This window comes from Kitasatospora sp. NPDC056783, from assembly GCF_042789895.1.
Taxonomy (GTDB): domain Bacteria; phylum Actinomycetota; class Actinomycetes; order Streptomycetales; family Streptomycetaceae; genus Kitasatospora.
Map to the genome: position 1 here is coordinate 43230 of NZ_JBHUAF010000003.1, position 26023 is coordinate 69252.

Here is a 26023-nt window from a genome sequence, read left to right on the forward strand (position 1 = left end):
CGCCCCGGCCTCGTTCTTGGCCTCGTTCCTGTCCTTGGCCTTGGCCTTGGCCTTGGCCTCGGCCTCGGCCGGAGCGGGCTCGGGCTGTTCGACGAGGTCCTCGGCCTGGGCCGGGGCCTTCGCCTGTTCCGGGGCGGTCGCCTGTGCCGGGACCGTCGGCTCCGTGGTGGCAGCGGACTCGGCAGTGTCGGCGATGGGCGCCGAGGCATCCGTCGGGGTCTTCAAGACCGGACCTCCCTACTTCTGGATGGCATCGTCCCGGTACGCACCGCACTGGGTGGAGCACATTTAGTGAGCAGGCGATCGGCGCTGTCAAACCGCCCCGATGGTCCTACGAGCGGCTGGTCGGGTCGGCGCGCCGGTGCGACAGCCGGGCCGAACCCGGGTCGAACCCGGTCGAACGGGTCGACCGACGGGCCGCGCGGCGAGTGGCCGGGCATGGTCTCACGCCACGGAACCGGCCATGACCGGAGGGTGCGGTACGGGCCGGGCCGTGTGGGTGCGACGATGAGTGCCATCGTGATGACCGACCGGATCCGCCTGCTGCGCGCCGTGGTCTTCGCCGCGCTGTGCGTGGCGATGGCCGCCACCGCGCACGTCGCGATGGCCGGATCCGGCGTGTCCCCGGCCGTGCTGACCGGAGCGCTCGGGGCGGTCCTCGGACTGACCTGGCTGCTCGCCGGGAAACGGCGCGGGCTCGGGGTGATCAGCCTCTGGATGGTGGTGGCGCAGATCGCGCTGCACCAGCTGTTCGAACAGGCCGGGGCGATCTCCCGGGGGGACAGCGGCTTCGGCCGGTTCGCCACCACGGATTGGGCCGCCCTGCTGCTCTGCAATCCCGACCGTGTGCCCGGTGGGCTCTCCCCGGCGGAACTGGCGCGGATGGCGGGCATCGACCCGGACGTCCCGCCGAGCGCCGGCAGCCTGCGGCCGACCGCCGGCACGCACCACGCGGTCTCGGGGACGACGGCCCTGGGGCCGGACCTTCCCGGGCCGGCGGGAATGCCCGCCGGGCCGCATCTGATGCCCGACGGGACTCTTCACGGCGGCGGATCGTACGAATTGGCGCAGGATCTGGTGGGCGGACCGGCGCACGCACCGGCGCGCGCCATGGCGCACGGGATGTCCCACGGCTTGTCACCGGGGATGACCGCCGCCCACGTGCTCGCCGCGCTGGCGTGCGCGCTCCTGCTCTGGCGCGGTGACGCGGCGCTGGTCCGGCTCTTCGAGCTGCTCGGCGCGCTCGGCTCGGTGGTCGCGGGGGCGCTGCTGCTCCCGCTGGTGGCGCTGTTCGCGCGCCCCTTCGGCCACCGGGCCCCGGCGTCTCCCCGCCCGACCGACGACCGGGCCCGGCCCTGCCGGTCGGTGCTGCTGACGCACGCCGTGGTCCGGCGTGGGCCGCCGGCGCTCGCCCTCGCCTGCTGACGCGCCCGCCGCTCCTCACCTCACCCCCGGCCGCCTCCGGTCGCCGGGACGTTCGCGACGGGCAGGTCGCCCTGCCGTACGGCCGTGCCTTCGCGCCGCCGCGCCGTCAGGGCCCGGGCCCGCGCCCGCCGCCGTGACTCCCCCGGGGTCCGGGTGTGCCGCGCGGCTGCCCACGGACACCTACGGCGCCGCCTTGCGCGGTGCCGTTCCCCCGCCTTCCCTCGGGACCTTCCCATGCCTGACTTCGACGGCGCATCGGCTCCGGCCCGCGCTACCGTCCCACCGTTCACACTCCCCCGCGCGCCCCGGCCTCGGCTACCGCGGCCCGGGGGGCTGTTCTCCCGTCCGGTCTTCACCCAGTCGGACCAGCAGCCGCGCCGACCACTCGGGCGAGGGCCCGTCGGCGGTGCCCGTCCGCACCTGAGCGCGCAGCCGTTGCGCCCGTGCCAGCCAGTCCCGGCAGCCGGTGCAGCGCGCGACGTGCTTGTCCAGCCGGACCTCCGGCAGACCGCTCGGTTCGCCGTCCAGCCGGGCGGACAGGGCCGTGCGAAATTGCGCGCATCTCATATGACCATCGTTCCGCATGGCCCTGGCACCGGGACCGACCGGGTCGGGGGCCGCCGTGGATGACGAGCAGCTCACCGCGCTGGCGCTGACCGCCCGCTCCGGGCGGTCAGCGGACGTCGAGGCCTTCGTCCGCGCGACCCAGCGGGACGTCTGGCGATTCGTCGCCCACCTGACCGACGTGCAGTCCGCCGACGACCTCGCCCAGGAGACCTTCCTGCGCGCGCTGCGCGGCCTGCCCTCGTTCGCCGGGCGTTCCTCCGCCCGCACCTGGCTGCTCTCGATCGCCCGGCGCACGGTGATCGACCGGTACCGGATGGCGGCCGCCCGGCCTCGCTGCGCGGTGCTGCCGGACTGGCAGGAGGCCGCCGAGCGGCAGGGCGGCGCGCCGACGGCCGGGTTCGAGGACGGCATCGCGCTCGGCGACCTGCTCGAACGGGTGCCCGCTCAGCGACGGGAGGCCTTCGTCCTGACACAGGTGGTCGGCCTGAGCTACGCGGAGGCCGCGGCGGTCGCCGGCTGCCCCGTCGGAACCGTGCGCTCCCGGGTCGCCCGGGCGCGGGAGGAGTTGGTGGCACGCCTGCGCGCCGCCGAGGCCGGGGAGCTCGCGGCCGCCTGCTGAGTGACGGTCGCCTGCCGAGTGGCGGTCGCCGTCAGCGGGCGACGGATGACAGATGACAGCTGACAACTGACAGATTTCGAAATCTGTCAGTTGTCAGCTGTTCGCTGAAGCGCGCCGCCCACCAACCCCCGCCGGGCCCCGGAAAAAAATTCCGCCACGTGTTCGGAACCGGAGCCCCCACGCCCCCGACTGCTGTACCGGAGCCCGCCGCCGAGGCGGTGTCCGGAACGACAGCACGGGAAACGGAGGGACTCGATGGCGGCGCCACCGCACCCGACCACCACATCCCTGACAGATCGTCAACAACCCTCGGCCGACCGCTGGATCCTGGTCATAGCCGCCGGCCTGCTGTCGTTCGTCGCGATGCTCGACATGAACGTGGTCAACCTCGCGCTGACCGACATCTCAACCGGCCTGCAGGTGTCCCCCGGAGTGGCCCAGTGGGCCGCCCTTGGCTACCAACTCCCGCTCGTCGCCCTGCTGTTGCCCGCCGGACGCTGGCTGGACCAGGTCGGCACCCGGTCGGCCCTGCTGCTCGCCGTCGGCGGCTTCGCCCTGTGCGGCGCCCTGGCCGCCTGTGCCCCCTGGGTCGGCTGGCTGATCGCGGCCCGGCTGTCGCAGGGCGCCTTCGGCGCCGTGCTCTTCGTCCTGATGCCGGTGCTCGCCGCGACCTCCGTCCGGCCCGAGCTGCGCGGTCGGGCGATGAGCGTGCCCGCGACGCTCGGTCCGCTCGGTGCCATCACCGGGCCGGTGGTCGGCGGCCTGCTGCTGGACCACCTCGGCTGGCGGGCGATCTTCCTGGTCAAGCTCCCGGTCTGCCTGGCCGCCTTCCTGATCGTCCGGCGCCACGCCCCGCGTCGCGGCGGGCTGCGGCCGCCCGACCGGGCCTCGCTCGGCGACGCCGCGCTGATCGGCGCCGCGGTGGCCGCCGTCCTGCTCGGGCTCACCCTGGCCCCCAGGGCTCCGCAGTGGCTGCTGCTCACGCTGCCCGCCGCACCGCTGGTGCTGCTCTGGCTGCGCCGCCCGGGCGGTCGGCCCGTCGCGGAGGTGCTGAGGGCCGCCGGAACCACCGGAGTCAATGCCTCCGTCCTGGCACTCGCGGCCGGCTTCGCCGCCTGCCACTACCTGCTGGCCCAGCACCTGCGCGGTCCCCGGGGCGAGAGCGCCACCGCCACCGCGCTCACCATGCTGGCGTTCCCGCTCGGCATGGTGCTGGCCGGCCGGGTCGGCGGGCGGCTGGCCGACCGCTGGGGCGCCCGCCCCACGGCGCTGACCGGCGCCGCCGTCACCACCCTCGGACTGGCCCTGCTCGTTCCCCTCGACAGCGGCTGGTCCGCGCCCGAGATCGCCGCGCGCCTCGCCCTCGCCGGGGCCGGGATGGGCCTCAACGGCGGCCCCACCCAGGCCCTGGTGATGTCCGCCTCCCCGCCCGGAAAGCTCGCCACCGCCGGTTCCGCCGTCCAACTCGCCCGCAGCCTCGGCTTCGCGCTCGGCCCGGCCCTCGCCACCGCCGCCGCCCTGGCCGACGACCGCGCCGTCACCGGGACGCGCGCCGGCATCGCCCTGGCCGCCCTGGTCGCGTCGACGGCCGTCGCCCTGCTCACCCTGCACCGCCCCCGCCCCCACGCCCACGCCCACGCCCGCGGCTGACCACGCCACCCGACACGCCGGACCCCTCCCCTCCAAGGATCACCCCAGATGAGCGACACCACCCCCGACAGCCCGCGTTGCCCGTACGGCGAAGACCCCCTTCCCTCCCCCGTGCCGCTGTACGGCCAGGCGTACAAGAGCGATCCGTACCCGCTCTACCGGCGGATGCGCGAGGCCGGACCGGTGCACCGGGTGGAGTTCCCGAGCGGCATCCACGCCTGGCTGGTCACCGGATACCGGGCGGCGCACGCGACCCTCAACGACCCCCGATTGGGCAAGAACCACGCCCTGGGCAACGACGACTGGCGCCGACGCGCGTCGATCATGCCGGAGCCGCAGCACTCACAGCTCCAGGTCCACCTGCTCCACCAGGACCCGCCCCAGCACACCTCGATGCGCCGCCTCGTCCTGGACGCCTTCGCCCCGCGCCGGGTGGAGTCGCTGCGCCCCCGTTTCCGGGCGCTCGCCGACGCCCTGGTGGACCGGCTGCCGGAGTCCGGAGGCGCGGACCTGGTGGCCGGCTTCGCCGCCCTCTACCCCTTCCGCGTCCTCGCCGAAGTCATCGGCCTGCCGCCCGAGTTGGCGGAGCGATTCGACCGGGACTGGGGCAAGGTCGTCCAGCCGGTCGGCCCGCAGGACCCCGGCCGCCCGGCCTACGAGGCCCGGCTGCGCGGCCTCCAGGCATACATCGCCGACGTGGTCGACCGTAAGCGCGCCGACTGCCGGGAGCCCGGTTGGGCGGCGCCGGAGGACCTGCTGGGCCGGCTCGTCCGCGCCCATGACGAGGGCGAGTTGAGCCGGTCGGAACTGGACTCGATGGTGTTCCAGCTGCTGGTCGCCGGGCAGGAGCCGGTCACCAACCAGATCACCACCATGCTGATCACCCTGCTGCGCCACCCCGAGCAGCTCGCCCGGCTGCGCGAGGGCGTCGACGACCCCGGCCGCCTCGCCCGAGCGGTGGAGGAACTGCTGCGGCACGACGCCGCGTTCGAGCTCACCACCTGGCGGTTCCTCGCCGAGGACGGCGAGCTCTTCGGCACCACCGTCCCGGCCGGCGACTCCGTGATCGTCTCGCTCTGCGCCGCCAACCGCGACGACGAGCAGTTCCCCGAGGCCGACCGCCTCGACCTCGACCGCACCCCCAACGCCCATCTGGCCTTCGGCCACGGCATCCACTACTGCCCCGGCGCCGCGCTGGCCCGGGCCGAACTCCAGGTCGCCCTCGCCACCCTGCTCACCCGGCTGGCCGGTCTGCGCCCCGCCGGGAACCCCGGGGACGGACTGGACGAACTCACCTGGATTCCGGCCGTCCTGGCGCGCGGGGTGAACCGGCTTCCGGTCGCCTACGACCGCCGCCACTGACCCCGGATCACCGGATCACCGGATCACCAGACTCCCCTGCCCGCCGCCCGTACCGCACCACCTTCCCTGGCGCGCCACCTTCCGTGGAGGACCCACCATGCCGCCCGTCGGCACCGCCCCCGCCCCCGCCGTCACCACCACCGCCCTGGAGGACCGCCCCTCGCCCGACCGGCTCGCCGCCCGCGTCCTCGGCCTGCTGCTCCCGCACCGCCGCGCCGCCGACCCGGAGTTCGACGCCCGTCCCGAGCACTTCCCGCTCCAGCTCTCGCAGTTGGCGGAATTCATCGCCGCCGACGAGCCCATCGTCCTCACTCTGCCGGGCTTCCCCTGCAAGTCGCCGAACCCGGCGAAGGTCCTCGGCCACCTGCCCGACGAGGGCGAGCGCCTTTCGCTGTCCTTCCTCGACGGGCTCTGCGCCGAGATCGGCCGACTCCACGCCCCCGGCGCCCGCATGCTGATCTGCTCCGACGGGCACATCTTCGGCGACCTGATCAACGTCCCGGACGACCACATCGACGCCTACTCCGACGCCCTGACCGCCATGATCGCCCGCGAGGGGCTGACCCACCTCGACACCTTCGACCTGCGGGCCGTCCTCGGCGACCTCCCGTACGACGAGAAGCGCGCCCGGGTGCACGCCCGGTACGCGCCCAGCGTCGAGGAGTTGCGCGAACAGGTGCTGGCCGAGGAGGAGACGCTGCGGCTGTACCGGGGCATCACCCGCTTCCTCACCGAGGACACCGTCGGATTCACCGGCACCCGCTCCGCCCTCCAGCGGGAGTGCCGCCGCCGCGCCTACGGCGTGATCCAGCGCAGTCGCGCCTGGGGCGAGTTGATAGCCGAGCACCACCCGCGCGCCGTCCGGCTCTCCATCCACCCGCAGCCGGCCGGCGCCGCCAAGTTCGGCATCCGGCTGCTGGCGGCGGCCGACGCCTGGACCACGCCCTGGCACTCATCGGTGCTCAACCGGGCGGACGACGCAAGGGAGTTGCTGCGCAGCGACGAGGCCGCCCGGCTCGGCCGGCTGGTGCTCCGGGACGGCCGGCCGAGCCACTACGAGGGGCACCGCGAGAGCCACGGCCAGGGCCTCGCCGAGAACTTCGCCGAAGGTCCCGCCGAGATCCTCGGCGAGCGTCTCGGCGAGCGTCCCGGCGAGACCCACCGGAGCCGTTAGGTCCTGTCCGGTCGATCGCGGGCCCGGCTAGATCGGCCGGACAGGGCCCTAGCGCGGGCCGCCCGCACAGTCCAGCGCGCCGGCGCCGGCGGCGGAGTCCGCGGCCGCCGGGCCGCGGTGGTCGATGGCGATCAACGGGTCCCCGGTGAGCGGGTGTTCGACCACCGCCGCCCGCACCCCGAAGACCTCGGCCAGCAGCTCGGCGGTCAGCACCTCGCGCGGCGGACCGGAGGCCACCAGGGCGCCCCGGTGCAGGACGTGCAGCCGGTCGCAGACCGAGGCGGCGGCGTTGAGGTCGTGCAGGGCGACCAGGGTGGTGCGGCGCTGCTCCCGGAGCAGGGCGAGCAGTTCGACCTGGTGCCGGACGTCCAGGTGGTTGGTCGGCTCGTCCAGCACCAGGACGTCCGGCTGTTGGGCGAGCGCCCTGGCCAGCAGCACCCGTTGCCGTTCGCCGCCGGAGAGCCGGGCGAACCGCCGGTCGGCGGCTTCGGCCAGGCCGACCCGGTCCAGCGCCTCGGCGGTTATCCGGTGGTCCTCGGCGTCATCGGCGGCGAAGGCCCGCTTGTAGGGCGTGCGGCCCATCGCGACCACCTCCAGGACGCTCAACTCGAAGTCCCCGCCGCGCTCCTGGGGCAGTGCCCCGATGTGCCGGGCGGACTCGGCGGGGCGCAGCTCCGCCAGGTCCCGCCCGGCCAGCAGCACCCGGCCGGCGCTCGGCCGCAGGTGCCGGTAGACGGTGCGCAGCAGGCTGGACTTGCCGCTCCCGTTGGGCCCGACCAGTCCGGCGATCTCCCCCTCCTCGGCGATCAGACTCGCCCCGGCCAGCACCGTACGGCCGGCCAGGGCGACGCTCAAGTCCTCGACGGCGATCTTCAATTGCGCTCCAGTCGTCGGTCCAGCAGGTAGAGCAGGGTCGGGGCGCCGATGACGGCGGTGACCACGCCGATCGGCAGTTCCTGGCCGTCCAGGGCGGTGCGGGCCGCGGTGTCGACGACGACGAGCAGCAGGGCCCCGGTGAGCGCGGACAGCGGCAGCAGCCGCCGGTGGTCGCCGCCGACGAGCAGGCGGCACACGTGCGGGACCATCAGTCCGACGAAGCCGATCGCGCCGGAGACGGCGACCAGCACCCCGGTGAGCACGCTGGTGACGACGAAGACCTCGCGGCGCAGCCGGGTGACGTCGACCCCGAGCCCGGCGGCCGTCTCGTCCCCCATCAGCATCGCGTTGAGTCCCCGGGCGCGGGCCTGGAGCAGGGCCAGTCCGAGCGCCACGGCGACCGCCGGGACGGCGAGTTGGGCCCACACGGCGCCGCCGAGGCTGCCCATCAGCCAGAACAGCACGCCCCTGGTCTGCTGCTCGTCGCGGGTCTGGAGGACCAGGTAGCTGGTGATGCCGCCGAGGAACTGGGCGATGCCGATGCCCGCGAGGACCAGGCGCAGCGGGGCGAAGCCGCCGCCGCGCCGGGCCATCAGCCAGACCAGCGAGAACGCGGCGAGCGCGCCGGCGAACGCCGCCAGGGAGACGGTGAGGCCGAGCGCGCCGCCGAAGGAGAGCTGGAGCCCGAGGGTGGTGCCGAGGACGATGGCGGCGACCGCGCCGAGCGAGGCGCCGGAGGAGATGCCCAGCAGGTAGGGGTCGGCGAGCGGGTTGCGGACCAGTGCCTGCACGGCGGTGCCGACCAGGCCGAGTCCGGCGCCCACCAGGGCCGCCAACAGGGCCCGGGGGGCCCGCAGTTGCCAGATGATGAGGTCGCGGGTGCCGGGTTCGGGGGCCCGTCCGGTGAGCCGGCGGGCGACCACCGACCAGACCTCGCCGGGCGGGACGTCCACCGATCCGAGTGAGACGGCGGCGGTCAGCGCGAGCACCAGGGCGGCGGCGAGCACCACGGCCAGCGGCCCGGCCCGCAGGGTGCGGGCCGGACGGGGCTGGTCGCGTCGCTGCCGAGTGACGGCCGGGGTCACCGGCTACTGCCCGTTCTCGGCGGGGGCGGCGGCGGCGCCCCCGGGCGTAGCACCCTTCCCAGGGGTGGCGCCCTTCACGAGGTCGGGGTGGACGGTGGCGGCGATCTGCCGGACGGCGTCGGCGTTGCGCACGCCCGCGATGGTGGTCACCTCGGAGCCGAGTCGGACGAAGTGGCCCTCCTGGACGGCCTTCAGGCCCTGGGTCGCGGGGAAGCCCTTCAGGAAGGCCTCGGCCTCGTCGAAGGCTTTGCGGGTGGCCTCCTCGCTGCCCCGGTTGCGCACGGCGAGCTGGATCCAGTCCGGGTTCTTGGCGACCACGTCCTCCCAGGAGCCGGGCTTGAAGTCGGCGTCGCAGTCGGCGAACACGTTGCGGGCCCCGGCCTGGGTGATCACGGCGTTGGCGATCTGGCGTCCGCAGACCGCCACCGGCTGCTTGGTGCCGGCGTCGAAGTCGAAGACGAAGTAGCTCGGCCGCTGCCCCTCCGGCACGGCGGCGAGCGCGGTGCGGACCTCGCCGAGTTGCTTGTCCATCCCGGCGACCAGCTCCTGTGCCCGCGCGGCGGTCCCGGTGACGGCGCCGATCCGGCGGACGTCGTCCGCGATCGCGGTGAGGTCGGTGCGCGGGGCCTTGGCGGCCTTCGGTGTCCCGGCGCAGGCGGTGGAGAGCAGGTAGACGTGCCGGATGCCGGCCGCCGCGAACTCCTCCTCGCTCGGGCCGGTGGCGCCACCACCCATCATCGGCATCGCGCCGAAGGTGTCCAGGTAGAGGTCGGCTCCGGAGCCGAGCAGCTTCTCCTTGGGGATGCCCTTGTCCCCGAGCGCCGGCACCTTGGCGCCCTGCCCGGCCACGGCGGCGGGCAGCGTGCCCTTGCCGGGCGGGAAGCCGGTGCCGATCACCCGGTCGCCCGCGCCGAGTTGGAGCAGCAGCTCCAGGCCGGCCGCGTTGCTGGTGACGATCTTCGTCGGCGCCTTGGCGATGGTGGTCTCCTGGCCGGCGCAGTCGGCGACCTTGACGGGGAACCCGCCGTCCGGCGCGGCCTGGAGGGTGACGGAGGGGCTCTGCCCGCCCCCGGCCCCGCTTCCGCAGGCCGTGGCGAACAGGGCGACGGCGGCCGCGATTGCGCAGACGACTCGAGGGCGCATGACAACTCTCTCCTGGTCGGTGATCGTGCTGGGCCCGTGCTGCGGACCCGGACCAGGTAGTCGGCCGGCCCGGGCGTCGGGTTCCCGGGCAATCGCGTCGGATCCTGGCGGGCCCTGACAGGTCTCGCCCGGTTCCGCCCGGTCTCGGCGAGGCTCGACGGGGGCGACGGGGCACGACCGGTCGTCAACCGGTCCGCGACCAGCCCTCGACCGGTCCGCGACCAGTCCGCGACCGGTCCGCGCGAAGACCCCCGGACGTAGGGTGGCCGGATGGCCGACCCCACCGCCCCGCGCGACGACCTCGACGTCCCCGTCCGGCTCGGGCCGCACCCGCCCCGCCGAGTGGTCTCCCTGGTGCCCTCGCTGACCGAGGCACTCGCCGTCACCGCGCCCGGCCTCCTGGTCGGCGCCACGGACTGGTGCAGCCACCCCGCCGGCCTGTCCGTCACCCGGGTCGGCGGCACCAAGAACCCGGACGTCCGGCGCGTCCTCGCGCTGGCGCCGGACCTCGTCCTCGCCAACGACGAGGAGAACCGCCGCCCGGACCTGGACGCGCTCAGGGCGGCCGGTGTGCCGGTCTGGGTCACCGACATCCGCACCCTGGACGGCGCCTTCCGCTCCCTGGACCGACTGCTGACCACCGCCTGCGGGCTGCCCCGCCCGGCCTGGCTGGGCGAGGCGGAGGCGGCCTGGTCCCGGCTCGGAAGCGACACCCCCCGCCAAGGGCACGACGGCCCGCGGACCGTCGTGCCGATCTGGCGCCGCCCGTGGATGGTCCTCGGCCGCGACACCTTCGCCGGGGACCTGCTGCGCCGGCTGGGCCCGCGGCTCGTCCACGCCGACCACCCCGAGCGCTACCCCGCCATCCCGCTGCCCGAACTGATCGCCTGCCGGCCCGAGTTGGTGGTCCTGCCGGACGAGCCGTACCGCTTCTCGGCCGAGGACGGCCCGGAGTCGTTCCCCGGCACACCGGCGGCTCTGGTCAGCGGACGGCACCTGACCTGGTACGGGCCGTCCCTGGTGACCGCCCCGGCCGTCCTGCGGCGAGCACTGGACCACCCGGTCGGGCCGGGCCGCACGAACAGCACAGGCGGCACGGGCGGCACGGGCGGCACCTAGACTCCCCGGGTCATGAAGGTTCTGATATCCGTCGATGTGGAGGGCATCTCGGGGATCGTGCATCCCACCGAGACGAATCCGGGCCACTACGACTACGAACGCGGCCGTGTGTTGGCGACGGCCGAGGCGAACAGCGCGATCGCCGGTGTGCTGGACGCCGAACCCACCGCCGAGGTGTGGGTCGCCGACTCCCACGGGCCGTTCCGCAACCTGCTGCCGGAGGAACTCGACCGACGGGCCTGCCTGGTCCGCGGCAAGCCGCGTCCGCTGGGCATGCTCGGCGGGCTCGACGACCGGACGGACGCGCTGCTGCTCGTCGGCTACCACGCCCGGCCCGGCCGCGGCCCGGCCGTGCTCGCACACACCATGAACGACGGCATCCTCGACGTACGCGTGGCCGGGCGTTCCATGGGCGAGATCGGTCTCAACACCGCCATGGCCGGACACCTGGGCGTGCCGGTCGTCCTGCTCAGCGGCGACGACAGCGCCTGCGCCGAACTCAGGGATCTGGTGCCCTCCGCGGCCACCGTCGCGGTCAAGCAGGCCCTCGGCCACGGCGCCGCCGTCGCCCTCCACCCCGAGGAAGCCCGGGAGCGGCTGCGCCGTGCGGCCACCGAGGCCGTCACCCGGCGCGCGGACGTCTCCCCGTTGGCCCTTGCCGGACCCCTGAAGATCGAGGTCGACCTCTCGGCGCCGTTCACGGTCGACCTGGCGACCCTCGTGCCGGGTGTCTCGCGCGTCGGGGGCGGACGGACGGTCGCCTTCACCGTCGCCGACTTCGCCGAGGCGTACCGGCTGGTCCTGCTGCTCGCACAGCTCGCGACCGTCAAGCCCGGTTAGGCCACGATCGATCCGAACGGCGTAGGTCGCGGTGTGGGACGGCGACCGACGGACATCACTCCGGCACGGCCGGAACACGGCAGGGCCCGGGACACGCGTCCCGGGCCCTGAGCCTCGCGGTGGTAGGGCGTCAGCCGCGCGCGGTGGCGACGGCGGCGCCCAGTGCCTCCTTGATCCGCGGACCGAGGCGGGCGAAGCCCAGCTCCTTCATGGCCGCCCGCAGCAGTTCCTCGTCCGTCCGCTTGACCCCGTCGCCGTCCAGCCACCGCACGACGGCGAGCAGCTCGTCGGCGGAGTAGGCGGTCACGGGACGACCGGGCGTGAAGTCCGGCTTCGCGGGACGGGCGTCGGCCACCGGCTCGGGCTCGGGCTCGACAACCGCTTCGGGCTCGACGACGGGCTCGGGCTCAGCGACGGGGGCCTCGGCGACGGCAGCGGGCTCCTCGGCGAGGGGCTCAGGCTCGGGCTCGGGCTCCACAACCGGCTCCAGCTCGGCAGCGACAGCCTCAGGCTCGACAGCCTCCGCAGCCGGCTCCTCGGCCGCCGACTTCTCCACCTCAGCCTCAGCCGCCTCGGCGGCAACCTCGGCCTCGGCGGCAACAGCCTCAGGCTCTGACTCGGCAGCGTCCCCGGCAGACTCGGCTTCAACCGCCTCCGCCTCGACGGCAGGCTCCACCACAACGGCCTCGGGCTCGGGCTCGACCGCCGGCTCGACCTCAGCGGCCACCTCGGCGACCTTGGCCGCAGGGGCGTCAGCCTCGACAGCCGGCTCCTCGACCGCGACCTCAGCAGCAGCCTCCCCTACCTCGACGGTCTCGACAGCCGTCGACTCATCCCCGGGCACGGCCTCGGCCAAGGCGGCGGTGGCGACGGCCACCAGGTCGTCGGCCGCCGGGGAGGGCGCCGGGAGGGAGACCACAGCCGCCGGGGTCTGCGCCTCGGTCTGCTCCGCCTCGGGCTCGGCGTCGGCGACAACCGCGTCCGGAGCCGCTTCGGCGTCAGCCTCAGAGTCGGCCTCGGTCTCGGCCTCGGTAGCCGTCACCGACACCGGGACCTCCTCCACAAGGCCGTCCCGCTGACCGCCGGCCAGCGCCTGCAGAGCAGCCACCTCGGCGTCGGCCCGATCGGCCGGCTCCTCGGGCCCGGTCTCCGCAGCCTTGGTCTCCGCAGCCCCGGTCTCCGCGACGATGGACTCGATCTCGGCGTCAGCCCCGGCCGTGGCCACGGCCTCGCGACCGTTCTCGACCCCGGCCTCGACCACAGCCTCGGACTCGGCCGCCTCCTCGGTATCCGTCTCCTCAACCACCGTCTCCTCGGTGACGGTCTCCTTCGCCAGCCCGTCGCGCTGCCCGGCCACCAGCGCCTGGCGGGCCGTGTACGCGGCCTCGGCGGCGCGGCGGTCGGCCTTGGCGGCGGCGAGTTCGGACAGCAGGTCGGCGAGGCCGGCCTCCTCCAGGCCGGCACGCAGGCCGCGGATGGTGGGCAGGCGGTACAGGGTGCCCTCGTCGGCGGCGAGCCGCTCGACCAGGTCGATCAGCTCGGCGAAGGGCAGCCCGTCCAGGTCGTGGTCGGGCAGCAGCCGGGCGAGGCCGCGCAGGCCGTTGTTGATCGCCTCGAAGGCCTGGGCGGTGCGGTCGACCAGGGCGCCGTCGGCGGGCACCCGCGGGAGGGTGCCAGTCGGGGCGAGCGCGGTCCAGGCGCGGCGCTCGATCTCGGCGGAGGTGAGGGCCTCGTGCAGGTCCTCACGGCGGATGCGGCGGTCGGTGGCGAGCGCCACGGCCTGCTTGCGCAGCGAGCGGCCGCGCAGCCAGGACAGCTTCACGCCGTTCTCGCGGCGCCAGGTGCTGTCGGCGGTGGCGGCGGCGAGGGCTCCGAGGTCGGCGTCGTACGCGGCGGGGAACAGCGTGGCGGAGGTGCGGTGCACCCGCTGGAGCATCTCGACCAGCAGCGCGGTCTTGGCGACGGTGCCGGGCTCGTCGAGCTTGACCTCGGCGGCGAGGGCGACGACGGTCTCCCAGGTCTGCGTGAGGTCGCTGCCGCGCAGTTCGGCGAGGGCCGTGGAGGCGGCCCGGGCGTCCTCGGGGGTCTCGACGGTGTCGACGGCCGCGTACCAGGCGTGGGTCTCGGCGGCGAGCGTGAAGGCCCCGAGCTCGGCGTAGCGGCCGAGGTCCTCGCGGAGGTCGGGCTCCGCGGCGGCGTCCTGGGGGTCCTTGACGTCTGCGGCGTCGGCGACGTCCGCCGGGTCGGCTGCGTCGGCGTTGCGCGAGTGAAGCACTGTCATGTGAGGTCCGGTTCTGGGCGACGACGGCGGGGCTGGCGGCGAGGGGGCGGCGGACCGGTGCGCGGGGTAGCCCCTGGGGCGGGGCGAGGGGGCGCGCGGTCGGGCCGCCGGTTGTGGACGCCCAGAATACGGGTGCCCGTTCGAGCCTTGCACGCACCCACCGCCGCGACGGGCGGGTGTCGTATGCCATACCGCCCGCCTGGCCGCCACTCGGGCGGTCCGAGCGGGTGATCCACATCGGCCCCGTGGTGGTCCGGCGGTGGTTCCCCGACGGTCCGGGCGGATGGCCGGGCGCGGTTCACCTCGGTTCTTCGCGCCGGTCGCCGCCGGACGGCCCGCGGTCGCGGCCGGTGTCGCGGTCCGGTCCGCTATCCGGTCCGTGATCCGTCCGGTCGGCGGCCGGACGGCCGAGCCGGCGCAACCGTTCCAGCGGCACCTCCCGGGTGCCGCGCCCCGCCGCCGGGCCCCGTCGGCCGGTCGGTGGCCGGTGACCGGCCCGGCCGAGGGTCCGCAGATCGACCGGGGCGAGGAACTCGCCGAGCGCCGTCCGGTGCCACCACGCGCCGGTTTCCCGCAGTTCGCGCCAATCGGTGAACCGGTAGAGGTAGAGGGTCGCCCGGACGTGGGTCGGCGGTGCGTCCGGGAAGGGGTTGTGGCGCAGCAGCCGCAGGGTGGCCCGGTCGCCGGAGAGCAGGCGGGCGACGAAGGGCAGGAACCAGGGGCGGGCGTAGCCGGGCGAGATGCCGGCGAACCACATCAGCCAGTCGAGCCGCAGGTGGTAGGGCGCGAACTGGCGCGGGAGGCGGCGTACGTCGCCGGGTTTGCCCTTGAAGCCGTACTCGCGCCAGACGGTGTGCGGGGTGAGCGCGGTGTCGTCGGTTCCCTCGACCACCACCTCCTGGCGGAGCCGGTTGACGCTGCCGAAGGCGCCGTAGGTGTTGACGAGGTGGAGCCGGTTGAAGGAGCGGTTCATGGCCTGGCCGCGGGAGATCATGTTGCGCACCGGCCAGTAGCTGAGCACCACGACGGCGGCGGTCAGCGCGATCACCAGTGCCTCGAACCAGAGTGGGGAGCCGGGGTAGGCGCGGGTGTGGACGGGCAGGCCGAGGCGGGCCGGTTCCACGGCGGCGAGGGCGAGGGCGACGGTCAGCCAGTTGAGCCAGGCGAAGTTGCCGGAGGCGATCAGCCAGAGCTGGGTGGCGAGGACGGCGCAGGCGGCGTAGCTCGCGACCGGCTGCGGCACCAGCAGGCATACCGGTACGACGAGTTGGACGACGTGGTTGGCGGCCGCCTCGACCCGGTGCAGCGGGTCGGGCAGGTGGTGGAAGAACCAGCTGAGCGGTCCGGGCATCGGCTGGGTCTCGTGGTGGTAGCGCAGGCAGGTCAGGTCGCGCCAACAGCTGTCGCCGCGCAGCTTGATCAGTCCGGCGCCGAACTCGACCCGGAACACCAGCCAGCGCATCAGCCACAGCACCAGGGTGGGCGGGGCCGTGTCGGCGTTGCCCAGGAAGGCGGCGAGGAAGCCCGCTTCGAGCAGCAGGGACTCCCAGCCGAAGGAGTACCAGGTCTGCCCGACGTTGACGATGGACAGGTAGAGGGCCCAGAGCACCAGCCAGAGCAGCACCGACGCCCAGAGCGGGACGACGTCGCCGAGCCCGGCCGCGACCGCCGCGGCGAGGGCGGCGCCGTTCCAGGCGACGGCGGCGAAGAAGCGGTCGCTGTAGTGGAGGTGGAACAGGCCGGGTGAGCGCCGGAACGGGACCCGGGCGGTGAAGCGGGGCACGGGGAGCATGCCGTCGGTGCCGATCAGCGCGCGGAACTGCGCGGCGGCGGCCAGGAATCCGATCAGGAAGAGGACGGCGAGCAGGCGTTGGACGAGCAGCCGGCTCGGCCAGTAGTCGGGGGCGGCGAACCAGTCCATGCGGCCCATGCCTACCACCCGGCGCCCCGGGTGCGGGCCGGGTCGGGGCGGCGGAGGACGGGCGGTTCACCCGCTCGGCCCGCAGTCGGCGCCCCGGGCGGGGTTCGCGGCCGGCGCCGCGCTGGGCGGAAGCCTCCGGTCGGCCCCTGGACGGGCTCGTGGCCGGCGCCCCGGGCGGGGTTCGCGGTCGGCACCCGCGCGTGAACTCCCGACCCCGGAGAGCACCGTGGCGGGGACCCTCTCCTCGGGGGTGAGAGGCTCCCCGCCATGGTGGCGGACGGTCGCGTCGGCCGACGTCGGGCCGGTCGGGACCGGCCGGAGTTCAGCCGGGCAGGACCGGTCCGGGCTCGCCGAGGACGAGCGGGCGGCCGGTGGTGGTGGCACCGCTCTGCTGGAGCCGGTCGACGAGCAGCGCGGCCAGCGTGCCGATCTCCTCCTCGGTGCGGGACTGCGCGGTGACGTCCATGCCGACGGTGAGGACGCCGTTGATCCGGCCGGTGAGGGCGGACCGCAGCGGGGTGCAGGTGAAGCTGAAGACCTGCTGGCCGCGCTGGGCGTCGGGGTGGACGGACGGGACCCGGATGTTGTCGAGGACGGTGGTGCGGGCCGTGTGGAAGGCCTCCACGACGGCTCGTTCGAGGCCCGCCGCGCCGAGTTGCGGGTAGGCGGCGCCGATCGCCCCGTACGCGCTCGGTGCGCCGAAGGTGTCGGCGTGCTGGGCGTTGGCGTACCGGATCTCCTGGCCCGGGCCCTCGGTGAGCATGATGGGGAACGGCGAGCCGTCGAAGGCGGCGAACATCTCCTGGCGCTGGGCGAGCAGGTTGTCGCGCAGCCGGATCTCGGAGAGCAGCGCCTCGGCGAGGTGCTGGATGTCGCGCAGCCGCTCGCGCCCCCACTGCCGGGGTTCCCGGTCGAGGACGCAGACGGTGCCGATGACGGTGTTGGTGTCGTCGACGAGCGGGGCGCCGAGGTAGGCGCGGACGCCGAGTTCGTCCACCACCGGGTTTCCGGCGAACCGGGGGTAGGCGAGGATGTCGTCGAGCGCGAGGGGGGACCGCTGGGCGACGACGTGCGGGCAGAAGCCGTGACTCAGCGGCATCTCTCGGGTGGGGAGGTCGAAGGCGATGCCGCGGTCCGCCCAGGACGGTCCGTTCTCGGCCGCGTCGGCCGCATTTGGCGGAATGTAGAGCCCCCGGAACATCTGACGTTCGTCATTGATGAAGTTGACCATCGCAATGGGAGCGCGCGTGATACTGGCTGCGAGATGGGCGAAGCGGTCGAATGCCTCGTCCGCGGACGGGTCGTTGAGCCCAAGGCCGCGCAGCCTGCGGGTTCGCTCGGACTCCCCCGAGGCACCCGGGAACTGGCCTTGAGTGCTCATCACATCAGTCATGGCGCACATGTAACCAGAGATCAGGACGACGGGGACCGGGGGTTCGGCGTTCCTCGGCCTTGCCGATGGCCAGTCAAAACGGCATGTGGACGGATGGTCGACGGACCGTCACGGAAGCGGAGATCAATCCCCTTTCGGGGCAGTGGCAAAACCCCTTCCGATGGGGACGGGCCGAATCACGCCAATCCAAGATCGACTCTGGGTGGCCCCGGCGCGCCCATACAACAATGAGCCCTGCCGAAGACACGGACGGTGCCGCTCGCCGGGACACCGCCCGGTGACGCATGCGCCGATCGCACCGGGGCGATCGGCCGACACTCCCGCACACCCACCGAACCCCCTGGGGTTGCCGGAGCGGCTTCGACGGCACGGACGGAGGCACGACCACACGCTTTCGAGAGGAACCGCGCAATGGCGATGGACTACTTCACCGACGACCGCCACGAGGAACTGCGGGCCGAGGTCCGCGACTTCGCGGAGAAGGAGGTGCGTCCGCAGGTGGCCAGGATGGAGGCAGAACGGAAGACCGAGATCGAGCTCGCCCGGAAGATCGCCCGCCGCGGCTGGATCGGGGTGACGATTCCACGGGAGTTCGGCGGCCTCGGCCTGGGCCACGTCGCGAAGACCGTGATCGTCGAGGAACTGTCCCGGGTCAGCGGGGCGGTCGGCGCGATCGCCCAGGCCTCCCAACTGGGCGTCGCCAAGGTCCTCCACTACGGCTCCCAGGATCAACGACGGTCCTGGCTGCCGAAGTTCGCCTCCGGCGAGTGCCTGCCGACCATCGCCGTCACCGAACCGGAGTCCGGTGGGCACGTGCTCGGGATGACCGGCACCGCGGTCCGGGACGGCGACGAGTACGTGCTCAACGCCCGCAAGTGGTTCGTCGGCAACTCCCACGTCGGCGACGTGCACGGTGTCATCCTGCGTACCGGGGAGGGCAGTCGGGGCCTGTCGGCGTTCCTGGTCGAGAGCGATCGCCCCGGGTTCCGGGCCGGCTCCCCCGGGTCGCAGGGCGGGCTGCACGGCTTCAGCTTCGGCGAGATCGTCCTGGAGGACTGCCGCGTCCCGGTCGGCCACCGGCTCGGCCGGGAGGGGCAGGGGCTGGACGTCGCCTACTCCTCCTCGACCCTCTACGGCCGGATCAACCTCGCCGCCGTCGCCCTGGGCATCCACACCGCGATCGTCGAGGACACCGTCCGGTTCGCCGAGAGCCGGGCGCTCTACGGCCGGCCGATCAACGAACTTCCGAACATCATGCTGAAGTTGGGTGAGATGCAGTCCCGCTTGATGACCGCCAGGCTCGCCGCCTACCACGCGTCCTACCTGCTCGACCACGGCCGCTCCTGCGACGCCGAGCTGATGAACGCCAAGCTCATCAACACCGAGTACGCCCTGGACTCCGCGCGCAACGCCATGGAGATCCACGCCGCCCGCGGCCTGCAGACCGAGTTCAACATCGAGCGCTACCTGCGGGACGCCACCCACGTCTATCCGCCGGCCGGCACCTCGGACGTCCAGCGGCTGCGGCTCGGGCAGGTCGCCTCCGGCACGTACGGCACCCAGTGGTCGGCCGAGCTGTCCGAACTCACCAGCTGGGCCTGGGCGGAACTCAGCCGCCGGGAGGCCTCGTCGGACGACCGGACCGAGCAGCGCGGGCGGGTGCTGCCGATGCCACTGGCGGGGTGAGGGAGGGACGGACGCGGCGGCGCGGGCGTGGCGGCGCGCCACGGCCGCGCCCGGTCCGTGTCGAAGGATTCCCGGGGCGAGCGCCCCTGACCTCCGGGAGTCCGCCGGTCCGGCCGATCGGACGGCCGTGAGCTGCGAGGCTGCGCCGTCGAACCATCCGGCCCGAAGTCGTCCTCCAAGCCATCAGCCTTGCCAATATCGTCAGTTGATATTGCGTGGGGTCCACCCCGGGCTGATAGCGTTCCGTGCCGTCGGCGGCCGTGCTGCGCCCCGCCCCGGCCGGTGGCACCTCGCCACCGGCTCCGGCAGCCCCGGCCTCGACGCCCTGAAGCCCGGCCGCGCCGTGCGGGGTCGGCCCGCCGCTCGGACCCACCGGTCCGAACCGGCGTCCCGGTCCCGCGCCTCGGCCCTGCAGCAAGGAATCAGATGCCAGGCATATCGGCCCCCCGCACGGGCCACCGGGCCGGCCGGCCCGGCTCCCTCCGCGGCCCGCTCCTCGCCCTCGTGCTGGTCCCCAGCCTGGGACTCGCCGCCGTCTGGGGCTACGCCGTCCACCTGCTGCGCGGCTCCGGACAGCGCACCGCGCTGCTGACCGGCAGCACGGTCGTCACCCTGGTGGTGCTGATCAGCCTGTGCCTCGGGCTCCGGGTCAGCCGCACGCTGTCAGCCCGGCTGACCGCGCTTCGGGCCGACACCCTGGCACTCGCCCAGCGCGAGATCCCCGACGTGGTCGGGCGGCTGCGCGCCGGGGAGCAGGTGCCCGTCCCACCCGCCTGGGCACCGACCCGGCGCACCGGCGACGTGGTCCAGCAGACCTCGGACGGCCTCGCCGCCGTCCGCCAGGCCGCGGTCGCCGCCATCGTCCACCAGGCCCAGGGCCGCGAGGGGACGAAGAAGGTCTTCCTCAACATCGCCCGGCGCACCCAGATCCTGATCCACCGGCAGATCAGCATGCTGGACGCGCTGGAGCGCGAGCACGAGGACCCGGAGCTGCTGCGCGAGCTGTTCGCCGTCGACCACCTGGCCACCCGGATGCGGCGCAACGCCGAGAACCTGGTCATCCTCGGCGGCGCCCTGCCGGCCCGGCGCTGGCGCAACGCCGTGCCCGTGGTCAACGTGCTGCGCAGCGCGGTCTCGGAGACCGAGAGCTACGCCCGGGTCGTCGTCCAGGGCGTGCCGCGCGTCTCGCTCACCGGCCAGGCCGTCGCGGACGTCATCCACCTGGTCGCCGAACTGATCGAGAACGGCACCACCTTCTCCCCGCCGTACACCCAGGTGCAGGTCTCGGCGCAGGAGGTCCCCAGGGGCCTGGCCGTCGAGGTCGAGGACCGCGGGCTCGGCATGACCGAGGAGGAGTACGAGCGGCTCAACGAGTACCTGGCCAATCCGCCCGAGCTGGACGTCTCCGCGCTCGGCGACGACCTGCGGCTCGGCCTGTTCGTCGTCGCGCGGCTGGCCGCCCGGCACGACGTCCGGGTCGCCCTGCGCCCCTCTCCGTACGGCGGCACCCGGGCCGTGGTGCTGCTGCCCTCGGTCCTGCTGGAGCAGGCCGGGCAGCCCGCCGCGGTACCCGGGCTGCCGTCGGGCGCTCGGATCACCCGGACACCGGTGGCCGAGGCGGGCTCCGAGGATGGGAGCGGAGCGGGATCGGGGACCGGGGGTGGGGCCGGGGTCGGCTCGGGGTCCGGGAACGGGATCGGCTCCGGGAGCGGCTCCGCGTTCGGCTCCCGGCTCGGTGCCGACGGCCTCGCGCAGGTCGGCGAGGAGCGCCCGGAACCGTCGGGCGCGACGGCCGGGGTGTTCGGCGGGCTGCTGGGCGGGGCGCAGGGGGTTCCGGGGGCCGCGGGGCCCTTCGGGGCCCCGGGAGCGCCCGCGGTTCCGTTCGGGTCTGCCGCTCCGGTCGGTCCGGGCGGGCCGGCCGCTCCCCCGGCGCCCGACGGCCCTGTCACGGCGCGCGCCGTGGGCGGTGCCGGTGCGGGCGGTGCCGTTGCGGAGGGCTCTGGTACGGAGGGCTCTGGTGCGGACGGCGCCATTGCGCGTGCGGACCGCCCGGACACGGAGGCGGCGGGAGAGGCGTGGGCCGAGGGCACGGGGACCGGGGGTGCGGGCACGGCGCCCGTCAACGGCGGACTGCCCGTCGGCGCCCGAATCCCCGGGCTGCCCGGTGCCGTGGTCGTGCCCCGGCCCGTACCGCCGCGCATGTACGACCTGTCGGCCGGTCCCGGAGGCGGCGTCGGCGGCAGCGGGCACGGAGGCGGCGTCGGCGCCGCGCCGGCCGGTCCGCCCACGGGCCCGGCCGCCGGCATCGGCGGAGGCCCGGACGGCCACTCCCCACCCGCCCGCGAGCACCCCCGGGAGAGCCCCCCGGAGCGGGGCCCGGACGGCGAACTGCGCACCCCGCCGGTCCTGCCCCAGCGGGTGCGCAACGCCAGCCTGGCCGAACAGCTCCGCGAGGCCCACCCGTTCGGCGCCCCGGCGCCGACGCCGGCCTACGGCGCGCACCCCGCCCCGACCGTCCACCGGCACGACACCGCCGAGGCCGACGACCCCTCGCCGGCGCGGTCCCGCGCCACCATGGCCGCCATCCAGCGCGGCACCCGCAGCGCCCGCGCCGCCGTCACCGGGCCGGACACACCCACTCCACCCACCGACCGGGCCGCGACGGACGCCCCGGCCACACCGGCCACACCGCAACAGGCCCCCATGGCGTCCCCCGCCACCCACGAAGCCGAGGAACAGCAGCCATGACGCAGCCCACCGAAACCCAGCGCGACCTCAACTGGCTGCTGGACCAGTTGGTCGCCCGGGTGCCCGAGACCCGGCACGCCATCGTCCTCTCCGAGGACGGCCTGCTCGTCGGCATGTCCCGGAACCTCGACCGGGCCGACGCCGAGCACCTCTCCGCCGTCGCCTCCGGCCTCCAGAGCCTGGCCCGCGGCGCCGGGCACCGCTTCAACGGCGGTCGGGTCCGGCAGACCGTCATCGAGATGGACCAGCTCTTCCTGTTCGTCACCACCGCCGGACAGGGCGCCCGGCTCGCGGTTCTCACCAGCGAGCAGGTGGACGCCGGGCTGATGGCCTACGAGATCAACATGCTGGTCAAGCAGGTCGGCCAGTTCCTCACCGCGTCGCCGCGCGGCGACGCCGGCCCGGTCGGCGAGGACGGTGGTGCGTGACGTCCGCCGCAGCCGAGGAGGGCTCGTTCTACGACAAGGACGCCGGCCATCTGGTCCGCCCGTACGCGATCACCAACGGGCGCACCGGGCCGGTCCGGGACGGCTTCGCGCTGATCACCCTGGTGGTCACCGCCGATCCGCACGCCGACACCGGCCGACTGGCACCCGAACCGGCCGCGATCCTCGGCCTGTGCCGCGAACGCCCGTTGGCCGTGGCCGAGATCGCCGCCGCCCTGGACCTGCCGGTGAGCGTGGTCAGGGTGTTGCTGGACGACCTGGCCGAGGCCGGCCTGATCCTCACCCGGGCCCCGGTCCCGCTCGCCGACGCACCGGACGCCTCGCTGATCCAGGCCGTGATCGAGGGCGTCCGCCGGCTCTGACGGGCGGGCGCCGAGCGGCGCCCGAAGATCCCAGCCCCCTCTACAGGAGAACCGAATTGACGACCCAGAGCCTGGTGCCGGGCGCGGTCAAGATCCTCATCGCCGGTGGCTTCGGCGTCGGGAAGACCACCATGGTCGGCTCGGTCAGCGAGATCGAACCGCTGCAGACCGAGGAGCGGATGACCCACGCCAGCGTCGGGGTCGACAGCCTCGACGGCGTCCAGGACAAGACCACCACCACGGTGGCCATGGACTTCGGGCGGATCACCGTCCGCGAGGACCTGGTGCTCTACCTCTTCGGCACGCCCGGACAGTTCCGCTTCTGGTTCATGTGGGACGACCTCGCGTTCGGCGCCCTCGGGGCGATCGTCCTCGCCGACACCCGGCGGCTGGACTCCAGCTTCGCCGCCGTGGACTTCTTCGAACAGCGCGGCATCCCGTTCGCGATCGGCGTCAACTGCTTCCACGGCCGCCGGGAGGCCACCCCGGAGCAGGTCCGCCGGGCCATGGACCTCGGCCCGGACGTCCCCGTCGTGCTGTGTGACGTCCGGGAGCGGGCGTCCAGCAAGGACGTGCTGCTCGCCCTGCTCGACCGGGTGCACCGGGATGCCCTGGCGGCCGGACGGCGGTGACGGCGGGCCCGGGGCTCCGGGCTCACCGCTGTGGGGCCCCGGACCGCGCGACGGCCCTCAGCCGGTGGCGTGGGCCGGGTGGAGTTCGGCGAGCGACTCGACCAGCGGGGCCAGCTCGGGCACCCCGGTGGCCTCGGCGAGCGTGGCCTCCAGGGCGGCGTCGTGCACCGGGCGGGCGGCCGTCAGCAGGTCACGGCCCTCGGGCGTCAGCTCGGTGTAGATGCCGCGCCGGTCGTCCGCGCAGAGGAAACGGCTGAGCAGACCGCGTTCCTCCAGGCGGCTCACCAGCCGGGTGGTGGCGCTGCTGCTCAGTGCCGCCGCCCGGGCCAGCTGCTGCATCCGCATGTGCCAGCCGTCCTGGCGCGAGAGCGCCTCCAGCACGGTGTACTCGACCACCGAGAGCCTGAACTCGGCCTGGAGCGTCTTCTCCAGCGCGGTGTCGATCATCCCGTGCAGCGCGGCGAGCGTCCGCCAGCCCCGGGACCGGATCTCGGCCGCATCGTCGCGGATCCCCATGACTCGCCCACTCTCCCGTCGCGCTGTCCGTACTGCCGTGCACCCCGGGAGGCCCCGGCGCAACGCCCCGTACACGTCCCTCGGTGATGTCTCGTACGGCGACTCCCTCCGACAAGTATGCCATTTGGCGCGGAATATCGGTCCGTGCAAATAGTTCGCCTTATACCTCCGGCCGGATTCCCCCGCCCGGCCCCCTCACTCCTCCCCGGACCAAGCCGCCGCGCACAACGCCACGGCCAGTTCCTCGGTGTAGGAGGCGGCGGCCAGCCAGGCGGTGGCGAAGGCCTCGTGGTCGTCCGTGACGATCCGGCCGAAGACGTCGCGCCGCTGGCCGGCCGCCGTGGCCCGCAGGCCGTCGAGGAGTTCGGCGGCGGTGGCCAGTCCGGCGGCGCGCAGCAGACCGCGGTCGGCCGCCGCCGAGGCCTCGCTCGGGGCGAGGGCGTGCCGGCCGGTGGTGACCGTCTGCTCGACCCGGCGGCCGAGGACATGGACGGGCGGGCCGTACGACACCGGGGCGGTCGGATCGAGTGCAACCTCGGCCGTGGCTCCGGGCTCGGCTCCGGGCTCGGCTCCGGGCACGGCCTCAGGGGCGGCGAGGTCGGCGGTCTGAAGGCGTTCCAGGCCGAGGTTGACCCGCCCCGCCCGGTCCGCGGGCCGGGCGAGCGGGCCGGGTGCGTCCGGGTGCGCACCGATCGCGAGCAGTCGCAGCTCCGGACGGTCCGCGCGCTCCAGGCGGCCGATCACCCGCAGCCGCAGGCCGGGCGCGGTGGCGAGCAGCGCGAGGTTCGCCCGGAACGGCAGGTCGGGGTGCTCGTGCGCCGGGCGCAGGACGACCACCGGACCGCCGACCGGACCGCCCGCAGGGCCGACCACCGAGCAGCGGGCCAGCAGCTGCGGCGTTCCGCCCGGGCCGGTGGGGGCCATGCCCAGCAGGGTGACGTCCAGGAACAACAGGTCGCTCCCGGCCGGGCGGCTCTCGTACGGCAGATCCTGTGCCGCGAGCGCCCGGGCCACCTGGGCGGCCACCGGTTCGGACCAGAGCCGGGAGGCCGGCTCAGCCGTCCACGCCGTGCCCGCCGCGCGGACCGCCCGTACCGAGGCGCCCGCGCCCAGCCGACCGCCGGTGGACCTGGTCGCGCCCTGGACGGCCAGCCCGGCGCGGCTGAACTCACGGTGGCTCAGCGCGGTGTCGCCGAGCCGGAGCGTCCGGGTGCCCGCCCCGAGCGCCTGCGGAGCGGCGGCCGCCACGCCGTCGTGCGGCAGCACCTCGGCGATCGTGCTGAGCCGCCCGTCGGCGTCCACGGCCCAGCTGACCGCGCCCGCGTGGGTCGCCGTCAGCACCGGCTCGGCGAACAGGCCGTAGAGCCGCAGGCCGCCCTCCTCCCGGTAGGCCTGGCGCGCGGTGCCGCGCAGCTCGGCGGCCGGGGCGGTGCCGCCGGCCAGGGCCGTGGTGAGGCCGAGCAACTCCCGCAGGCCGGCCACCAGGTCCACCAGCCGGTGGTCCGGCGCGCCGGCGCGTGCCGCCCGGATCCGAGTCGCCACGGTGACGGCCGCCGCGGCCGGGCGGTACAGGCCCGCCAGGCGCGCCCGGTGGGCGGCGCGCAGCAGCTCCGCCTGGGAGACGGCGCCCGCACCGCTCACCCCGGCGGCCAGGACGGCGGCCGCGGCCCGGTGGAGGTGGTGGACGGCGGCGTGTTCGGCGGCCGTGAGGGGGTCGGGGGTGCCGAGGCCGGGAGTGCCGGGGCCGGGAGTGCCGGGGCCGGGGGTGCCGGGGCCGGGGGCCGTGTCGACCGCCGGCTGGTCCGCCGACCCCCCGGACGGGTTCGCAGTCCCGTCCCCGGCGTCCGGGTCCGGGTCCGGGGCCCCGGTGTGGCTCCCGGCCTCGGTGATCGGACAGAGGGTGACGGCGGCCGCCCGGTGCAGGCAGGCCGGGGCGAGCAGGCAGCCGCAGCGGACATCGGCCTCCCCGGCGACCACCCCGCCCGGGGCGTGCAGCACGAGCACCGTCTCCTCGTCCACCTCCACCCGCCAGTCGTCACCCTCGCGGGCCACCGGCCGCCGCGCCAGCTTCGCCGCCGCGCCGTCCAGCCGCCTCTGCAACCGGGCGCTCAACCCGGCCACCACCTCCGCGACCACCTCGGGCCGCACGCCAGGCCAGTCGTTCGTCGGTTCCGTCAC

At 74.8% G+C, this 26023-nt stretch carries 21 protein-coding genes; 12 read left to right on the top strand and 9 right to left on the bottom strand.

From position 1 onward, the window contains the following. Positions 1–507: 507 nt before the first annotated feature. Positions 508–1425 carry a hypothetical protein gene (locus ACFRMQ_RS01410; protein WP_380725629.1) on the top strand — a complete coding sequence of 306 codons (918 nt, stop codon included), beginning with the start codon at positions 508–510 and terminating at the stop codon, positions 1423–1425. A 315-nt stretch (positions 1426–1740) separates the two neighbouring features. Here the strand turns inward: ACFRMQ_RS01410 and ACFRMQ_RS01415 are convergent, their stop codons facing one another. Beyond that, a complete protein-coding gene (locus ACFRMQ_RS01415) occupies positions 1741–1992 on the bottom strand; it encodes a zf-HC2 domain-containing protein (RefSeq protein ID WP_380725631.1) in 252 nt (83 codons plus the stop codon). 16 nt (positions 1993–2008) lie between these two features. On the opposite strand from ACFRMQ_RS01415, the gene ACFRMQ_RS01420 reads away from it, so the two are divergent. The 4 genes from ACFRMQ_RS01420 to ACFRMQ_RS01435 all read left to right on the top strand — a co-directional run bounded on the left by ACFRMQ_RS01420 (position 2009) and on the right by ACFRMQ_RS01435 (position 6797). Beyond that, positions 2009–2611 (top strand): sigma-70 family RNA polymerase sigma factor, encoded by a 603-nt coding sequence (locus ACFRMQ_RS01420; RefSeq protein WP_380725633.1) that lies wholly within the window; start codon positions 2009–2011, stop codon positions 2609–2611. 255 nt (positions 2612–2866) lie between these two features. Beyond that, positions 2867–4261, top strand: coding sequence for an MFS transporter (locus ACFRMQ_RS01425; RefSeq protein WP_380725635.1), 1395 nt, complete (start codon positions 2867–2869; stop codon positions 4259–4261). A 48-nt stretch (positions 4262–4309) separates the two neighbouring features. Beyond that, the gene (locus ACFRMQ_RS01430) at positions 4310–5623 is read left to right on the top strand and encodes a cytochrome P450 (RefSeq protein ID WP_380725637.1); all 1314 of its coding nucleotides are present in this window, start codon (positions 4310–4312) and stop codon (positions 5621–5623) included. Between the two features lie 97 nt (positions 5624–5720). Next, positions 5721–6797, top strand: a complete 1077-nt coding sequence (locus tag ACFRMQ_RS01435) for an L-tyrosine/L-tryptophan isonitrile synthase family protein (RefSeq protein ID WP_380725639.1) — start codon at positions 5721–5723, stop codon at positions 6795–6797. Positions 6798–6845: 48 nt separating this feature from the next. Here the strand turns inward: ACFRMQ_RS01435 and ACFRMQ_RS01440 are convergent, their stop codons facing one another. From ACFRMQ_RS01440 to ACFRMQ_RS01450, 3 genes are read right to left on the bottom strand one after another with little or no spacing between them, the layout of a single operon-like run. Continuing rightward, positions 6846–7673, bottom strand: coding sequence for an ABC transporter ATP-binding protein (locus ACFRMQ_RS01440; RefSeq protein WP_380725642.1), 828 nt, complete (start codon positions 7671–7673; stop codon positions 6846–6848). After that, positions 7670–8758 (bottom strand): FecCD family ABC transporter permease, encoded by a 1089-nt coding sequence (locus ACFRMQ_RS01445; protein WP_380725644.1) that lies wholly within the window; start codon positions 8756–8758, stop codon positions 7670–7672. Before ACFRMQ_RS01445 ends, ACFRMQ_RS01440 begins: the two co-directional genes overlap by 4 nt. 3 nt (positions 8759–8761) lie before the next feature. Beyond that, positions 8762–9901 (bottom strand): ABC transporter substrate-binding protein, encoded by a 1140-nt coding sequence (locus tag ACFRMQ_RS01450; RefSeq protein ID WP_380725646.1) that lies wholly within the window; start codon positions 9899–9901, stop codon positions 8762–8764. Between the two features lie 270 nt (positions 9902–10171). On the opposite strand from ACFRMQ_RS01450, the gene ACFRMQ_RS01455 reads away from it, so the two are divergent. Then, on the top strand, positions 10172–11020 hold the full coding sequence (locus ACFRMQ_RS01455; protein ID WP_380725648.1) for a helical backbone metal receptor: 849 nt from the start codon (positions 10172–10174) through the stop codon (positions 11018–11020). Between the two features lie 12 nt (positions 11021–11032). Continuing rightward, positions 11033–11860 (top strand): M55 family metallopeptidase, encoded by an 828-nt coding sequence (locus ACFRMQ_RS01460; RefSeq protein WP_380725650.1) that lies wholly within the window; start codon positions 11033–11035, stop codon positions 11858–11860. 130 nt (positions 11861–11990) lie between these two features. Here the strand turns inward: ACFRMQ_RS01460 and ACFRMQ_RS01465 are convergent, their stop codons facing one another. The 3 genes from ACFRMQ_RS01465 to ACFRMQ_RS01475 form a co-directional block, all read right to left on the bottom strand. After that, the gene (locus tag ACFRMQ_RS01465; RefSeq protein WP_380725652.1) at positions 11991–14141 is read right to left on the bottom strand and encodes a hypothetical protein; all 2151 of its coding nucleotides are present in this window, start codon (positions 14139–14141) and stop codon (positions 11991–11993) included. A gap of 298 nt (positions 14142–14439) precedes the next feature. Continuing rightward, complete coding sequence (locus tag ACFRMQ_RS01470) at positions 14440–16062, bottom strand: lipase maturation factor family protein (RefSeq protein WP_380725693.1); 1623 nt, start codon at positions 16060–16062, stop codon at positions 14440–14442. Positions 16063–16384: 322 nt separating this feature from the next. Next, positions 16385–17455 (bottom strand): GAF domain-containing protein, encoded by a 1071-nt coding sequence (locus tag ACFRMQ_RS01475; RefSeq protein WP_380725654.1) that lies wholly within the window; start codon positions 17453–17455, stop codon positions 16385–16387. A gap of 411 nt (positions 17456–17866) precedes the next feature. Between ACFRMQ_RS01475 and ACFRMQ_RS01480 the strand changes: the two genes are divergently transcribed. From ACFRMQ_RS01480 to ACFRMQ_RS01500, 5 genes are all read left to right on the top strand, one after another. After that, positions 17867–19141, top strand: coding sequence for an acyl-CoA dehydrogenase family protein (locus ACFRMQ_RS01480; protein ID WP_380725656.1), 1275 nt, complete (start codon positions 17867–17869; stop codon positions 19139–19141). 426 nt (positions 19142–19567) lie between these two features. Next, on the top strand, positions 19568–21889 hold the full coding sequence (locus ACFRMQ_RS01485) for a sensor histidine kinase (protein WP_380725658.1): 2322 nt from the start codon (positions 19568–19570) through the stop codon (positions 21887–21889). Beyond that, positions 21886–22317 carry a roadblock/LC7 domain-containing protein gene (locus ACFRMQ_RS01490; RefSeq protein ID WP_380725660.1) on the top strand — a complete coding sequence of 144 codons (432 nt, stop codon included), beginning with the start codon at positions 21886–21888 and terminating at the stop codon, positions 22315–22317. Before ACFRMQ_RS01485 ends, ACFRMQ_RS01490 begins: the two co-directional genes overlap by 4 nt. Then, complete coding sequence (locus ACFRMQ_RS01495; RefSeq protein ID WP_380725662.1) at positions 22314–22697, top strand: DUF742 domain-containing protein; 384 nt, start codon at positions 22314–22316, stop codon at positions 22695–22697. Before ACFRMQ_RS01490 ends, ACFRMQ_RS01495 begins: the two co-directional genes overlap by 4 nt. 56 nt (positions 22698–22753) lie before the next feature. Beyond that, positions 22754–23329 carry an ATP/GTP-binding protein gene (locus ACFRMQ_RS01500; RefSeq protein WP_380725664.1) on the top strand — a complete coding sequence of 192 codons (576 nt, stop codon included), beginning with the start codon at positions 22754–22756 and terminating at the stop codon, positions 23327–23329. Positions 23330–23386: 57 nt separating this feature from the next. Here ACFRMQ_RS01500 and ACFRMQ_RS01505 read toward each other — a convergent pair whose 3' ends face one another. Beyond that, positions 23387–23845, bottom strand: coding sequence for a MarR family winged helix-turn-helix transcriptional regulator (locus ACFRMQ_RS01505; RefSeq protein WP_380725666.1), 459 nt, complete (start codon positions 23843–23845; stop codon positions 23387–23389). Between the two features lie 195 nt (positions 23846–24040). Further along, entirely contained in the window at positions 24041–26023 is a 1983-nt protein-coding gene (locus ACFRMQ_RS01510; RefSeq protein ID WP_380725668.1) for a hypothetical protein, read from the bottom strand.